Raw genomic sequence first — 14,529 nt, 5'->3', positions numbered from 1 at the left:
GGGATACGCGCCGGCCGACGCCGCGGACGGCGCTCCCGCCAGCCGGTTCCCGATCTGGACGCCGGGACAGTCGGTCGCGTCGTTCATCGATCACACGCTGTTGAAGGCGGAAGCGCGTGCCGCGGACTTCGTCAAGCTGTGCGAGGAAGCGCTCGCGCATCGGTTCTTCAGCGTCTGCGTCAACGGAAGATGGGTGCGTCTATGCCGCGAGCAGCTCTCCGGCACGGACGTCAAGGTGTGCGCGGTCGTCGGCTTCCCGCTCGGCGCGGGCGCGACGCGGGCCAAGGCGTTCGAAGCGGCGGCCGCCGTCGAGGACGGCGCGTCGGAGATCGACATGGTGATCGCGATCGGCAAGCTGTTGGATCGGGACTTCGATTCGGTGCAGCGCGATATCGCGTCCGTCGTTCAGGCGGTCCAAGGCGGCGCCCTCGTCAAGGTCATCCTCGAGACGGGCGCGCTCACGGACGAGCTGAAGCAGGAGGCTTGCCGTCTGTCGGAAGCCGCGGGCGCCGACTTCGTCAAGACGTCTACCGGCTTCGGACCCGGCGGCGCGACGGAGGCCGATATCCGCCTCATGCGCGCATCCGTCTCGTCCCGCCTCGGCGTGAAGGCTTCCGGCGGCGTGCGGGACACGGAGACGGCCGCCAAGATGCTGCTGGCCGGCGCTAGCCGCATCGGCACCAGCTCCGGCATCGCCATCATCGGCGGCGGGGCGGCCGCTTCCGGCACCTATTAAAGGCGACCCGGAACCCGCCCGTCAGCGGGAACGATAGACGGGCCGCGAGGGTTTGCGCAGGCGCAGGTAAGCCAGCGGCAAAGCGATCGCCGAGCAGGCGAGGTTGAAGATCGTCTGCGCGTGCGCGATCTGCGCCGCGGGATCGGCGGGCGCGAGGTAGGCGGCGCCCGCGAGCAGCTCCCGCATGAACGGGTAGAAGAGCAGCGCGCCTCCGACGTTGAGACCGATCTGCGCGAACGCGACGAGCTTGCCGCCTCGGCTGCCGCCCAGGGAGACGATGAGGCCGGTGACGCACGTCCCGACGTTCGCGCCGAGCACGACGGCGACGCCGGTCAAGGGGGACAGCGCGTCCGTCGAAGCGAGGCCCATCGCGATGCCGATGACCGCCGAGCCGGAGTGGACGAGCGCCGTCAAGGCCGCGCCGCCCAGCAAGCCCCAGACCGGCTGCTGTTCCGCGACGGTCATGAGGCGCTGGAACGCGCCTTCCTGCTGGAGCAGGGGACCGATCGTCCGCAGGACGGCGAAGCCGACGAGGAGGAGGGCAAAGCCGGCCAGCGCGGCGCCGCCGTACCGGAAGGGCGCGTGAAGGCCGCCGGGCAGCTTCGGCAGCACCGCGAGCTCGTCGGCGAGCGCCGTCCACAGCCATAGCGCGAAGCCGGCTGCGAGGAGCGGGAGGCCGTAGCGGTGCAGCTGCAGGCTCATCAGCTCCGTCGTTAGACACGTCCCGACGTTCGTGCCGAGGATGATGCCAAGGCTTCGGGCGAAAGGCATGACGCCCGCGTTCACGAGGCCGATCGTGAGCACCGTGACGGCCGTGCTGCTCTGCAGGAGCGCCGAAGCGACGGTCCCGAGCGCGAAGCCGCGCAGCGGCGTCGACGTCAGTCTGCCTACGGCGGCGGATAGCCGGCTTCCGGCCCATTCCTTCAAGGCGGCCTCCATGATCTTCATGCCGCCGAGGAGCAGCGTCATGCCGACGAGAGACAAGGCGGCGAGGGTTAGGACCATGAGGAGCCCTCCTTCAGGCATCATTATCGGTCTCGCAACAAGATGGAGCGAATGGCAAGCGGTCTCGTTCGCGTTAGATCCACTTGCCATTTTATGCGGATATAGGACAAGACATGTTTAAGAAAGGGGTTGAAGCCGATGACGAATATCGCGCAAGCGCGCGTCATCTTGAACCGTTCCCGCCGTCCGCGGCTGGAGCTGGGACACCCGTGGATCTTCGCGAACGAAATCGAACGGACCGAGGGAGAAAGCGAGCCGGGCGGCTTGGTCGAGGTGCGCGACCATCGGGGGCAATTCCTCGCGACGGGCTACTGGAATCCGGCCTCGCAGATCGCGGTGCGCATCGTCTCCTACGGACCGCTAGAGGCGTTGTCGGAAGACTGGTTCCGCGACCGGTTCAAGCAATGCGCGGAGTACCGCGAACGTTTCGTAGGAGAAGAAGAATCCTGCCGGCTCGTGTTCGGCGAAGCCGACTTCCTGCCGGGGCTGGTCGTCGACCGGTTCGCGGGCGTGCTCGTCGTGCAGGTCCTCACGCTCGGCATGGACAAGGCGCGCGAGCAATGGCTGCCCGCCTTGGTGGACGTATTCGCGCCGAAGGGCGTCTATGAACGAAGCGACGTCGGCGTCCGCACGCTGGAAGGGCTCGAGGAGCGCACCGGCGTGCTGTACGGAGAATGCCCGCGCTACCTGGAGATCGAGGAGAACGGTCTGAAGGTGGAAGTGGACATCGAGGGCGGCCAGAAGACCGGCTACTTCTTCGATCAGCGCGAGAACCGCGCGGCCATCGCGCCGCTCATGCGCGGCTGGGGGAGACGCAGCGGCGTGACGGTACAGGAACGGGAGACGGAGGAGGGCGTTCGGCGCGTGCCGGTGAACGCCAAGGGCAACGAAGTCGCCTTCCCATACTGGGACGGCGCGACGGTGCTGGAATGCTTCGCGCATACAGGGAGCTTCACGCTGCACGCCTGCCGATACGGCGCCAAAAAAGTCACCTGCCTCGACATCTCCGAGCACGGCATCGAGACGGCGCGCCGCAACGTCGAGCGCAACGGGTATACGGACCGGGTCGAATTCGTCGTGGCCGACGCGTTCGAATACTTGCGGCAGCAGGTCGGCGGCCGGGAAGCCCGCGCCGCGCGCGCCGGCGGCGCAGGCAAGGTCGATACGTCCAAGCCGTTGGAGCAGCAGGGCCGCACGTGGGACGTCATCATCCTCGATCCGCCGGCCTTCGCCAAGACCAAGCGGGCCGTGCCCAGCGCGATCCGCGGCTACAAGGACATCAACCTGCACGCGATGAAGCTCATCAACGAAGGCGGCTATCTCGTGACGGCCAGCTGTTCGTACCACGTACGCCCGGACTTGTTCCTCGAGACGCTGCTCGAAGCGGCGCAGGACGCCGGCAAGACGCTCCGCCGCGTCGAATGGCGCGGCGCGGGCAAGGATCACCCGCAGCTCGGCGGCGTCGAGGAAGGCCACTACCTGAAGTTCGGCATTTTCGAGGTGCGCAGCCGCAAGAGTCTGTAAGGCGAAAAGCGGCTTGCGCCGCTTCGCCAACGCGCAAGAGGCTACTTTTCAGCCGGTTCTCGGCTGGAAGGCGGCCTCTTGTTCGTTGGGGGAAGCTGCAAGGGGGGCTGGTAAGGAGAGTTGGTAAGGAGAGCTGGCAGTGGGTGGCGGAGCGTGGATGCAAGCGGGGGTCTGCGCGAGGAAGCAGATAGCTGCGTGAGAAAGGCGGACGACCACGCGAGGAAGCAGATAGCTGCGTGAGAAAGGCGAACGACCACGCGAGGAAGCAGATAGCTGCGTGAGAAAGGCGGACGACCACGCGAGGAAGCAGATAGCTGCGTGAGAAAGGCGGACGACCACGCGAGAGGTGGATTGCGCGTAGACAGCGGGTTTCGCGGATGGCCATCGTCTCTCGTCGCCGCGTAACCCGAAATCGGGTCACGGCCCGCCCAGAAGCCGTCTCGGCACCGTGTAACCCGAAGAAATCGGGTTAAGGCCGCTCAATGGCCGTCACGGCATTGCCTAACCCGAAGAAATCGGGTTAAAGCCGCTCAATGGCCGTCATGGCACCGTGCAACCCGAAAAAATCGGGTTAAAGCCGCTCAATAGCCGTCACGGCACTGCGTAACCCGAAAAAATCGGGTTAAAGCCGCTCAATGGCCGTCACGGCATTGCGTAACCCGAAGAAATCGGGTTACAGCCGCCCAGAAGCCGTCTCGGCACCGTGTAACCGGAAAAAAATCGGGTTAGAGCCGCTCAGAAGCCGTCTCGGCACCGTGTAACCCGAAAAAATCGGGTTAGAGCCGCCCAGAAGCCGTCTCAGCACCGTGTAACCCGAAAAATCGGGTTACGCCGTCCTAAATCCGTCACGGCGCGTAAACCCCAAAAAACTGGATAGAGCCGCCCTAAGGTTACGACAGGCCAAGATTCCGTTTTGCTCGGAAGAGGGAGTTCCCTCCCCCCGCGATCCCCTTCGCTCCTCTTCCGCGGGATGCGGCGCTCTCTCGGGAAAGCAACGGCATTCCGAGAGGCTGGTAGATACGAGTCTGCCGGCCTGCTTGGCGATGTTGAGATCCATAGGGACATTGCGTCTCGAAGTTTCTTGACCGTCCGCGTCCAAAGGGGCTGGCGTGCGCTTTTCTCCATGCCCTAAACGTTCGCGGATCTTCGCAAATGCGCGCGGGCGACTCGATTTGGCCAAATGCGGGGCTGGCGAACGCCTGTGCGCATGTGCGGCGATATGGTACAATGATAGACAAACTAATAGAACGGCAGGAGGTTGGACAACGTGGCGCTCAGGCTTCTCACCGGGCGATCCGGCAGCGGCAAGACCCGGACTTGCCTCGACGAGATTCGGCACCGGCTGCAGTCCGATCCGGCCGGTCCGCCGCTCTTGCTCCTCGTGCCGGAGCAGGCGACGTTCCAGGCCGAGTACGCGATGGTCACCACGCCGGGACTGGGCGGCTTCATGCGGGCCCAGGTGCTGAGCTTCCGGCGGCTCGCCTTCCGCGTCATGCAGGAGACGGGCGGGGCGGCGGTCGTCCCGATCGGCGAGAACGGCAAGGCGATGCTCATACATAAAGCGCTGGAACGCCGGCGCGGCGAATTGAAGCTGTTTCGGGGAGGGGCGTCCGCCGCCGGCCTCGTGACCAAACTGAACGAACTGATGACCGAATGGAAGCGGTACGGCATCGACGGCCGGACGCTCCGTCAAGCCGCCGCGGCCGCCGCGGCCCAAACGGGCGAGGACGAGGCGTCTAGCGACATGCTCGCGGACAAGCTGCAAGACCTGACGCTGCTGCAGGCGGACGTCGAACGCGAATTGGACGGGCACTATCTTGACGGCGAAGACGCGCTCGCCTGGCTCGTCCAGGGCGCGGCTTCTTCTGGCATGCTGGAGGGCGCCGAAGTTTGGCTGGACGGCTTCCACGGCTTCACCCCGAACGAATACGCCGTCATCGAAGCGCTGCTTCGCCGCTGCGCCCGCGTGACGGTGACGCTCTGCGTCGACCGGCCGTACGGCGCGGGCGAACGGCCCGACGAGCTGGCCCTGTTCCACCCGACCGCGGAGACGTCCGCGCGGCTGTGCGAGCTGGCCGAGTCGGCCGGCGTCCCCGTCGAACCGTTCGCGGTGCTGACGCCGGACGTGCTTCCCCGTTATGCGGACAGTCCCATGCTGGCCCACCTGGAGCGCGCCGCGGATATCCGGCTGCGCTGGTCCGGCGATCCCGCGCTGCTGCAGCCCGAACATCCCGATTGCGGCGTGTCGCTTCACGCCGCCGCCAACCGGCGCGCCGAGGCGGAGGCGGCGGCGCGCGACATGCTGCGCCGCGTGCGCGAAGGGAGCAGCCGCTGGCGCGACATGACCGTGTTCGTCCGGCGGCTGGAGGACTACGCCGACTTGCTGGCGACGGTATTCGGCGATTACGGCATCCCGTTCTTCCTCGACGGCAAGGCGTCGGCCGCGCATCATCCGCTCGTCGAATTCGTGCGCTCGGCGCTCGAGACGGTGACCGGCGGCTGGAAGCTGGAGGCGCTGTTCCGCTGCGCGAAGACCGATCTGCTGCATTCGCCGGGCCGGAGCGTGGGCCGCGCGGAAGTCGATCTCCTTGAGAATTACGTGCTCGCGGCCGGGATCGACGGTTGGCGCTGGCACGACGATCGGGCCTGGTATTCGCTGTCCGGCCGCGATCTCGAAGCCGAGGAAGAGGAGGGCCGCGAGGACCGAACGATGGAGCGAATCCGCGGCTCCCGCGACGCCTTGATCGGTCCGCTGCGCCGCCTGGAGGCGCGGTTCAAGAAGGCGGACACGGTTCGCGATCTGTGCGAGGCGCTGTTTCTGCTGCTGGAGGAGACCCAGGCGGCGGACCGCCTCGAGCTGTGGAGCCGGGCCGACGAAGCTTCGGGCGAACCCGGCAAGGCGCGCATGCACCGCCCGCTGTGGGACGGCGTGATCGGCCTGCTCGACCAGCTCGTGGAGCTGATGGGCGAGGAGAATGCGAATCCGTCCCTCTTCGCCGGCATGATCGACGCCGGCCTGGAGGAGCTGAAGCTCGGCGCGGTGCCGCCCGCGCTGGACGGCGTGCTGATCGGGAGCCCCGAACGCACCCGGTCGGACCGAATCTCGGTGCTCTATCTGCTCGGGGTAAACGACGGCGTCATGCCGATGGCGATACGGGAGAACGGTCTCCTGTCGGAGACGGAGCGCGAACGGCTGGCGCAGGCCGGCATGCCTTCGGCGCCCGGCGCCCGCAGACGGCTGCTCGACGAGCGCTTCCTGGCGTATCTGGCCTTAACCACGCCATCGCGCCACCTATGGATCAGCTATCCGCTGGCGGATGAAGAAGGCCAAGGACTCCTCCCGTCGGAGATGATCCGGCGGCTGCGGGGCTGGTTCCCCGGGCTGCCGACGGGCGCCTTGGCGGCGGAGCCGCAGCCGGGAGACCCGGAGGCGCGCCAGCTCGCCTGCGTCGCCCATCCGGGTCGCGCGCTGACCTATACCGTCGCCCGGCTGCGCCATTGGCGCCAAGGCGGCGAGCTCGCGCGCGGCTGGTGGTCCGTGTACCGGTGGCTCGCGGAGCGGGAGCCTTGGCGCTCGCGGCTCGGCACGCTGCTCTCGTCGCTGCGCTACGCGAACGAAGAGCAGCCCCTGACGCCGTCCACCAGCCGGCTGCTGTACGGCGATCGCCTGCTGGCCAGCGTCTCCCGGATGGAGCGGTTCGTGGCTTGTCCGTTCCGGCATTTCGCGGCGCATGGCCTCCGGTTGCACGAACGGCGCCTGTACCGGGTCGACGCGCCCGATATCGGCCAGCTGTTCCATGCGGCGCTGCGCCAGACGACCGAGAAGCTGCTGTCCGAAGGGCCGGCCGGCCTCGAGGCCGAGCGCTGGCAAGGCGAGGCGGCCGCCGCCGTGGAGCGGCTGCTGCCCAAGGTCCAATCGCAGATTCTGCTCTCCTCCCACCGGCATCAGGCGATGGCGCGCAAGCTGCGCGACATCGTCTCGAAGACGTCGACCATGCTGGGCGAACATGTCCGGCTGTCGGCCTTCCGGCCCGTCGGGCTGGAGGTCGCGTTCGGTCCGGACGGCGCTTTGCCGCCTCTGTCACTGGATCTCGGCGGAGGCCGCTGGATGGATATCGCAGGACGGATCGACCGCGTCGATGCCGCGGAGACGCCTGAAGGCGTGCTGCTGCGGATCATGGACTACAAGTCGAGCGCCGTGAAGCTCAAGCTGGACGAGGTCGCGCACGGCCTGTCGCTGCAGATGTTGACTTACCTGGACGTCGTCGTGACGCACGCGCCGCATTGGCTGGGGAGGCCGGCGCATCCGGCGGGCGTGCTTTATTTCCACGTGCACAATCCGCTGCTGCATACGGCGAACGGCATGGGCGAGGCCGAGGCCGGGGCGGCGATGCTGAAGGAGTACCGGATGCAGGGACTCGTCCTGGCGGACGGGGAAGCGGTGCAGCTGATGGACGAGTCGCTCGCCGTCACAGGCAAGTCGGCGATCGTCCCGGTCGAATTCAAGAAGGACGGATCGTTCTCCGCCCGTTCCCAAGTCGCCGAACCCGGCCAATGGGACGTGCTGCGCAAGTCGGTGCGGAGCAGCATCCGCCGCATCGGCAAGCGCATCGTGGACGGGGACGTCGGGATCGCGCCTTACCGGTTGGACAAGAAGAGCCCGTGCACGGTGTGCGAATACCGGCCGGTCTGCCAGTTCGACGGGCAGCTCGAGGGCAACCGGCATCACGCGCTGCCGAAGCCCGGCAGCAAGGAGCAAGTCTGGCGGTGGCTGGCCGACCAAGAGGAGGGTGAGGCGGAATGAGCGTACATACGGAAATGCCCGATCTGTCCGCGACCTACGCCAAACCGGCGGGCAGCCGCTGGACGGACGAGCAGTGGGCCGCCATCGCGGCGGACGGCACCCGGCTGCTCGTCGCGGCCGCCGCCGGGTCCGGCAAGACCGCCGTGCTCGTCGAACGCATCATCTCCCGCATCGCCGACGAAGCGCGGCCGCTCGACGTCGACGCGCTGCTCGTCGCGACCTTCACCAAGGCGGCGGCCGCGGAGATGAAGGAGCGCATCCGAATCGCGCTGGAGGACGCGCTGGAACGGAAGCCCGATTCCGCCCATCTCCGGCGCCAGCTGGCGCTGCTGCCCCGCGCTTCGATCACGACGCTGCACTCCTTCTGCATGGAGGTGTTGGAGAAGTACGCGCCGCTCATCGGCCTCGATCCCGGCTTCCGGATCGCGAACGAGACCGAAGCCGAGCTGATGCGGATGGACACGCTCGACGCCTTGTTCGAAGAGCGCTACGAGACGGAGGGCGAGCATGGCACGCTGGCCCGATTGGCGGACTTGTTCGGCGGAGAGCGCAGCGACGAGCCGCTGCACCGGCTCGCGCTCGAGCTGTACGACTTCTCCCGGAGCCATCCGGAGCCGGATGCGTGGCTGGCCCGGACGGCGGCCGGCTTCCGGGTCGCGAACGCGGAGGCGCTGGCCGACACGCCTTGGGTGCAGAGCATGCGCGCCGACGTGCTGCTCGCGCTCGAGGGAGCGGTCGAGCTGCTCCGCGGCGCGCAGGGGATCGCGGCGCTGCCGGGCGGTCCGCAGCCTTACGCGGACACGCTCGCCGACGATCTGGATGTCGTCTTGTCCCTGCTGGAGACGGTGCGCGCGAAGCCTTGGGCCCAGTGGCGCGAGGCGTTCGCCGAATTCGCGTTCGGCCGCCTCAAGCCGTGCCGCGGGGACGGATACGATCCGGCGCTCCAAGAGCAGGTCAAGCAAGCGCGGGACGACGCCAAAAAAACCGTGAACCGGCTGGCGGACGAATGGTTCGTGCGCACGCCTGAGCAGTACGCGTCCGAGATGCGGGCGCTCGCGCCGGATATGGCCGAGCTGGCGGCGCTCGTCATCGCCTTCGGCGAGCGGTACGAGGCGGCGAAGCGCGCGAAGGGGCTGCTCGACTTCGGCGACCTCGAGCACTATGCCTTGCGCATCCTGCGCGATCCCGCCTCGGTACCCGGGCGCGTCGTTCCGTCGCCGGCCGCGCTGGACTATCGGGAACGGTTCAGGGAGATTCTCCTGGACGAATATCAGGATACGAACGAGGTGCAGGAGGCGATCGTCTCTCTCATTGCGAAGGTAGAACCGGGCAACGTGTTCATGGTCGGGGACGTCAAGCAGAGCATCTACCGGTTCCGCTTGGCGGAGCCTGGGCTGTTCCTCGCGAAGTACAAGTCCTACGACGTCTGGACCCCGCAAGGAACGGAGCGCGGAGAGCGAACGACGGGCGCGGGGCTGCGCGTCGACCTCGCCCGCAACTTCCGCAGCCGGGCGCGCGTGCTGGACGCGGTCAACCACGTGTTCCGCCAAATCATGCGCGAGCCGGTGGGGGAGATGAATTACGACCGCCGGGCCGAACTCATCTACGGCAACGGGTATCCGCCCGACGAGCTGGACGCCGAAGATCTGGGCTTGACGTCCGGCGAGCGCAATCCGTATCAGGTCGAGATGATCCTGATCGAAGCCGGCGCCGGAACCGTTGACGAAGAGGGGGATGCCGCTCCCGCCGCAGGCGAGCGGGAAGAAGCGAGCGAAGCGGGCGAGACGCCGGCCGTGCCCGAGGAGGACCTGGCGGCCGTGCAGCTCGAAGCGCGCTGCATCGCCGAGGAGATCCGTCGCCTCATGGGCACGGACGGGAGCGGCAAGCCGCCTTTTGCCGTCTATGACGGCAAATCCGGCCTTCATCGCCCGCTCGCCTATCGCGACGTCGTCATTCTGCTGCGCGCGGCGACCTCGCTCGCGCCCGCCGTTCTGGAAGAGCTCCAGGGGGCGGGGATTCCGGCCTACGCGGATCTGGCGACGGGCTACTTCGCGGCGACCGAGGTCGACGTGATGCTGTCCTTGCTGCATCTGATCGACAATCCCGATCAGGACATCCCGCTGGCCGGCGTCCTGCGTTCGCCGCTCGTCGGCCTGGACGCGGAGCAGCTCGCGCGGATCCGCATCGTCCGGCGCTCCGGCTCGTTCTGGGATGCCGTGCGGACGGCCGCCGGCGACGATTCCGGAACGGTCGAGGCGGAGCTGCGGGCCAAGCTGTCCGCGTTCGCGGCGGCGCTGGAGAGTTGGCGCAACTTCGCCCGCCGAGAACCGCTGGGCGAGCTCCTCCACATGCTGTACCGCGATACCGGCTATTACGACTTCGTCGGCGGGCTGCCGGGCGGCGTCCAGCGCCAGGCCAACCTGCGGGCGCTCGTCGACCGGGCGCGCCAATACGAGCGGAACTCCAGCTTTCGGGGACTGTTCCGCTTCCTCCGCTTCCTGTCCCGCATGCGGGACACCGGCGCGGATCTCGGGGCCGCCCGCGCGATCGGCGAGCAGGAGGACGTCGTCCGGGTCGTCTCGATCCACAAGAGCAAGGGGCTCGAGTTCCCCGTCGTGTTCGTGGCGGGGCTCGGGCGCCAGTTCAACCGGCAGGATCTCAATGGCATGTTCCTGAAGCACAAGAAGCTCGGCTTCGGGCCGCGCATGGTCGAGCAGGTGACGCGCGTCGCCTATCCGACGCTGCCGCAGCTGGCGATACGCCGGCGGCTCCAAGCGGAGATGCTCGCCGAAGAGATGCGCGTGCTCTACGTCGCCCTGACGCGCCCGAAGGAGAAGCTGATCCTCGTCGGAACGACGAAGGACGCGCAGAAGGAGCTGCAGCGGTGGAGCCGGACGGCGGCCTCGGCCGCGGAAGGCTTGCCGGCGCATGCCGTCGCGGCTGCCTCCCGCTATCTCGATTGGCTGGGGCCGGCTTCGCTGTCGGCAGGGTCCGATTGGCGCTTAGGAACCTCGTCGGGCGCGCCGCTCCCGGCAAGCGCGGGAGAGTCGGGCGCGTCGTCGACGCCGCCGTGGTCGTGCAGGGTCGTCCCGGCGGCGGCGTTCATGCGCGCGGCAGCCGCGGCGGCGGAGACGCCGGCCGACGGGGAGCCGCTCTGGAATCTCGTGCAGAGGCTCGAACCCGTTCCGGTCGCGCCTTCGCCTGCGGGGGAGCAGGCCGCGGCTGCGCTGTCCTGGTCGGATCCGCACGCGGCCGCTGCCCGGGCTGCCGCCAAGACGTCGATCACGGCGATGAAGCAGCAGCGGCAGCCCATGGCGACGGCATCGGACGGTCTTTCTCCGGAGGAGTTCAACAACGAGGAAGCGCGCCATCCTGCCTGGAACCCGGAAGAGCTGCCGGACGCGGCGACGATGACGTATCGTCTGCGCCGCCCCAAGTTCCTGTCGGCTAAGCGGCTGACGCCCGCGGAGCGGGGGTCGGCGGTGCATCTGGCGATGCAGCACTTGCCGCTGCGCGAAGATCTCGGCGTCCCGGACGTCGAGGCGTGGCTGGAGAAGCTGGTCGCGGACCGGATCCTCACGCCCGAACAGCGGGAGGCGATCGGCCCGGAAGCGATCGTCGCGTTCGGCCGTACGCCGCTGTTCGCGCGAATGCGGTCGGCGGAGCGCCTCTGGCGCGAATGGCCGTTCAGCGCGGGCATTCCCGCCGAGGAGGCGCATCCCGGACTGTTCGAGGGAGAGCGTTCGCAAGAGACCGTCCTCATCCAAGGGGTCATCGACGTGCTGTTCCCGGGAGAGGACGGGCTCGTTCTGGTGGACTACAAGACCGATACCGTCTTCGGCGACGCCTTCGCGGAAGCGGCAGAGAAGCACCGGTTCCAAATGGAGCAGTATGCGGGCGCGATCGGCCGGATCATGGGAGAGCCGGTGGCGGAAGGCTATATATATTTCATAGACGGCGGTCGTACGGTTAGGCTGTTCTAATAGAGAGAGGAAGTGAAGCGGCATGAGGGTGCTGCATACGGCGGATTGGCATTTCGGCCGGACGCTGGAAGGCCGGAGCCGGATGGCGGAGCAGGAAGCGTTCGTCGACGAGCTCGTGCGTCTCTCGCGCGAGGAGCAGGCGGATCTGGTGCTCGTCGCCGGAGACGTCTACGACTCCGTGAACCCGCCAGCCGCGGCCGAAGGGTTGTATTATGACGCCCTGGCCCGGCTGTCCGAAGGCGGACGCCGCGCCGTGGCCGTCATCGCCGGCAACCACGACCACCCGGACCGGGTCGCGGCGGCGACGCCGCTGGCGGCGCGGCACGGCGTCCGGCTCATCGGCCTCCCGCAGGCGGAAGCGGTCCGGGTGGGGATCGCCCGTACGGGAGAGGAGGCGATTATCGCCGCGCTGCCCTATCCGTCCGAGGCGCGGCTGAACGAGCTGCTGCATGCCGCGATGGACGAAGAGGCCTTAAGGGCGGCGTATTCCGACCGCGTCGGCCGCTTGATGCGGACGATGGGCGGGGCGTTCCGCCCGGACACGGTGAACCTGGCGATGAGCCATATTTACGTGCTCGGCGGGAGCGAGACCGAGTCGGAGCGTCCGATCCAAGTCGGCGGCGCCTACACGATCGACCCCTCCGCGTTGCGCGCGGGACAGCAGTATACGGCGCTCGGCCACCTGCACCGTCCGCAGCGCGTCGCGGGAGACGAGACGATCCGCTACAGCGGCTCCCCGCTCGCATACAGCTTCTCGGAAGCCGGCCAGGCCAAGTCCGTCGTGCTGTTCGACGCGGTTCCCGGCGGGATCGTAGAGCCGCGGGAAGTGCTGCTCTCCTGCGGACGTCCGCTCGTTCGCTGGCAGGCGCAGGGCGGTCTCGCCGAAGTGCACCGCTGGCTGGACGAGAAGCGGGATCCGGGCGCCTGGATCGAGCTTACGCTATGGCTGACGGAGGCGCTCACCCTGGAGCAGATCGGCGCGCTCCGAACGAGCTGCGACGGCCTGCTGCAGATCCGTCCGGTCTACGAGAACGCCGCGGAGAACGGCGAGTCGCCGAGCCGCGAGCGAGGCGGTTTGCCGCCGGAGGAGCTGTTCCGCCGATTCTATCGCCGTCAGACCGGCGGGGGCGAAGCCGACGATGCGCTCGTCTCGTTGTTTCTGACGCTCATCCACGACGAGGCGGAGAAGGAGGAGAGCGAGACGTGAAGCCCATTTTGCTAGAGCTGGCGGGAATACAGAGCTACAGGGAAAAGCAGGCGGTCGACTTCGAGCGGCTCTGCCAAGGCGGCGTGTTCGGCATCTTCGGACCGACCGGCAGCGGCAAATCCTCCATCCTCGACGCCATGACGCTCGCCCTCTACGGGCGGGTGGAGCGCGCGCCGAAGGGAACGCAGGGCATCCTGAACGGGGCGGAGAACAAGCTCTCCGTCGCCTTGACGTTCGAGATGTCGGGAGCGGGCGAACGGCTGCGCTACCGCGTCGAACGGCAGTACAAGCGGGCCGGCGAGTCGGCCGTCCACGGCGCGCTCTGCCGGTTGATCGAGCTCTCGCCGGAAGGCGAGCGCGTGCTCGCGGACAAGCAGTCCGAAGTCGATGCGGAGGTGGAGCGGCTCATCGGCTTGACGATGACCGACTTCACGCGCGCGGTCGTGCTGCCGCAAGGCAAGTTCGCCGAGTTCCTGACGCTTGCGGGGAAGGATCGACGGCAGATGCTGCAGCGGCTGTTCCGGCTGGAACGCTATGGCGACGCGCTCGCTGCGCGCCTGTCGGCGCGCAGCGACGGCGTGCGGATGCGGCTGAAGGAGACGGAAGCGGAGCAGCTCGGGCTGGGCGACGCCTCGCCCGAAGCGCTCGCGGCCGCGACCGAGCGGCTCGCGTCCGCGCGTGCCGAAGCCGCACGGCTGCGGGCCCTGCTGACGGAGACCGAAGCGGCGCACGAGGCGCTGGGCCGCCGCCGCGAGCGGGAGATCGAGCTGCGGCGCCTGGAGGCGCAATGGGAGGCGCTCGCCCGGCAAGCGCCGGCGATCGCCGAGCAAGAGGCGGAGGCCGCTAGGCTCGAGCGGGCGGCGAGCGCGCTGCCCGCGGTCCGCGATGCGGACGAGGCGGAGCGCGAGCTGGCGGCGCGGACGGGGGAGCGCGAAGGCGCGCAAGCCGCGTCCGCGGCCCAAACGGCGCGCGCGGAGACCGCCGCGGCCGCGTGGGAGGCCGCCCAATCCGAATCGGGCGCGCAGGAGCCGGGACTCATTCAGCGGTTGGAGCGGCTGGAGCAGGCGGTACAGCTCGAGAAAGAAGCGCGGGTGTGGCAGGCCCAATGGACCGAAGCGACCGGTATACTGGCGCAGGACGAGCAGCGCGGGCAGGCGCTCGAAGAGCGGTTCGCGCACACGGGCGACCGCCTGCGCCAAGCCCGCGACAAACAGCTGCGGCTGCGCGCGGAATGGGAGGCGCTGCAGCCGCGCGCCGAAGCGTCCAGCCG

At 68.2% G+C, this 14,529-nt stretch carries 7 protein-coding genes; 6 read left to right on the top strand and 1 reads right to left on the bottom strand.

The features are described from left to right. The first annotated feature begins 52 nt into the window (after positions 1 to 52). Positions 53 to 736, top strand: a complete 684-nt coding sequence (deoC, locus tag H7C19_RS35895; RefSeq protein ID WP_446681765.1) for a deoxyribose-phosphate aldolase — start codon at positions 53 to 55, stop codon at positions 734 to 736. A 21-nt stretch (positions 737 to 757) separates the two neighbouring features. Here deoC and H7C19_RS32455 read toward each other — a convergent pair whose 3' ends face one another. Then, positions 758 to 1,741: a Na/Pi cotransporter family protein gene (locus tag H7C19_RS32455; protein WP_185673237.1), complete on the bottom strand. Its 984-nt coding sequence runs from the start codon at positions 1,739 to 1,741 to the stop codon at positions 758 to 760. 138 nt (positions 1,742 to 1,879) lie between these two features. Between H7C19_RS32455 and H7C19_RS32450 the strand changes: the two genes are divergently transcribed. The 5 genes from H7C19_RS32450 to H7C19_RS32430 all read left to right on the top strand — a co-directional run. After that, positions 1,880 to 3,265 carry a class I SAM-dependent rRNA methyltransferase gene (locus tag H7C19_RS32450; protein WP_185673236.1) on the top strand — a complete coding sequence of 462 codons (1,386 nt, stop codon included), beginning with the start codon at positions 1,880 to 1,882 and terminating at the stop codon, positions 3,263 to 3,265. A gap of 1,267 nt (positions 3,266 to 4,532) precedes the next feature. Beyond that, entirely contained in the window at positions 4,533 to 8,069 is a 3,537-nt protein-coding gene (addB, locus tag H7C19_RS32445; RefSeq protein ID WP_185673235.1) for a helicase-exonuclease AddAB subunit AddB, read from the top strand. Next, complete coding sequence (locus H7C19_RS32440) at positions 8,066 to 12,052, top strand: UvrD-helicase domain-containing protein (protein WP_185673234.1); 3,987 nt, start codon at positions 8,066 to 8,068, stop codon at positions 12,050 to 12,052. Before addB ends, H7C19_RS32440 begins: the two co-directional genes overlap by 4 nt. Before the next feature lie 22 nt (positions 12,053 to 12,074). Then, positions 12,075 to 13,259 carry an exonuclease SbcCD subunit D gene (locus tag H7C19_RS32435; RefSeq protein ID WP_185673233.1) on the top strand — a complete coding sequence of 395 codons (1,185 nt, stop codon included), beginning with the start codon at positions 12,075 to 12,077 and terminating at the stop codon, positions 13,257 to 13,259. Next, positions 13,256 to 14,529, top strand: a 1,274-nt coding sequence (locus H7C19_RS32430) for an AAA family ATPase (protein WP_185673232.1), incomplete at its 3' end; no start/stop codon positions are given. The genes H7C19_RS32435 and H7C19_RS32430, both read left to right, overlap by 4 nt.

The sequence above is a fragment of the Cohnella nanjingensis genome (assembly GCF_014212125.1).
Lineage (GTDB): Bacteria > Bacillota > Bacilli > Paenibacillales > Paenibacillaceae > Cohnella > Cohnella nanjingensis.
This window is presented reverse-complemented; position numbering and strand designations above follow the sequence as displayed.

Excerpts from the sequence above, each read along its gene's own strand:
- H7C19_RS32455 (WP_185673237.1), bottom strand. The coding sequence starts at position 1,741 with ATGGTCCTAACCCTCGCCGCCTTGTCTCTCGTCGGCATGACGCTGCTC.
- H7C19_RS32450 (WP_185673236.1), top strand. The coding sequence starts at position 1,880 with ATGACGAATATCGCGCAAGCGCGCGTCATCTTGAACCGTTCCCGCCGT.
- H7C19_RS32440 (WP_185673234.1), top strand. The coding sequence starts at position 8,066 with ATGAGCGTACATACGGAAATGCCCGATCTGTCCGCGACCTACGCCAAA.
- H7C19_RS32435 (WP_185673233.1), top strand. The coding sequence starts at position 12,075 with ATGAGGGTGCTGCATACGGCGGATTGGCATTTCGGCCGGACGCTGGAA.